This window comes from Shewanella sp. YQ_9 (genome assembly GCF_043103185.1).
GTDB classification, from domain to species: Bacteria; Pseudomonadota; Gammaproteobacteria; order Enterobacterales; family Shewanellaceae; genus Shewanella; species Shewanella algae.
Genome location: NZ_JBICJO010000038.1, coordinates 1 through 834, shown reverse-complemented (window position 1 = coordinate 834; position 834 = coordinate 1). Strand labels below are relative to the sequence as shown.

Genomic DNA, 834 nt, shown 5'->3' with positions numbered 1-834 from the left:
TAAAAGAAGTAGAGCATGGGGGTCTGTAGCTCAGGTGGTTAGAGCGTTCGCCTGATAAGCGAGAGGTCGGTAGTTCGAGTCTACTCAGACCCACCAATTCTTCCGCTATTCTGCGTTAAACAGGTCGTCGTTTACTCCAGTAAACTTCCTCCCTGTTTGCCTTGACTAGCGTCGAAGGAATGAACAGGTCAATGTTCAAGACTGTTTGCGAGAGATTTTTATTGAGTTTGAGGCAGCCGAGCGAAGAGGCGAAGGCTAACAACGAAATCGGTAAAAAGAACCGCAAAGAAACGGGGCTATAGCTCAGCTGGGAGAGCGCCTGCCTTGCACGCAGGAGGTCTGCGGTTCGATCCCGCATAGCTCCACCACTTCCTTTGGAAGTGCTGGAACCGTCACTCTACAAAGGACGAGAGACGCCAAAGATAAGTCAGTATTTATCTTTGGCTTTTTTAAGCCCGGTCGAAATTGTTCCATACAATTTTCGACACTTCCTCCTTCCATGGAGGTCGCTCTTTAACAATTTGGAAAGCTGATAGTAGACATCAAAACCTCTCTTCGGAGTAGGATTTGATGCATACAAATTGAGTTCTCAAACACTTCAATCAAGTGTTTTGGAAATTCTTCAAGGCGAGTCCACTTCCTTAACCCGGAGGTGAGACAAGTAAACCTAAGCTGGTTGCGATACAGCCCGTGTTTTCCGCTATGTTGCCGATAAGGCAGCGCAGTCAGGCGACATGGTGTCTAAGCGGTGATTTGAGTGAGGAAGGAGTGTAGCAGCGCTACATGACTGACGAATGAAAAGCACAATAACGACAACATGAGTACTGACAAGCG

General features: G+C 47.5%; 2 tRNA genes. Both read left to right on the top strand.

Going from position 1 to position 834, the window contains the following annotated elements:
- Positions 1–19: 19 nt before the first annotated feature.
- Positions 20–96 (top strand) — tRNA-Ile (locus ACF8D4_RS11955).
- A 196-nt stretch (positions 97–292) separates the two neighbouring features.
- A tRNA-Ala gene (locus ACF8D4_RS11950) sits at positions 293–368 on the top strand.
- Positions 369–834: the final 466 nt, after the last annotated feature.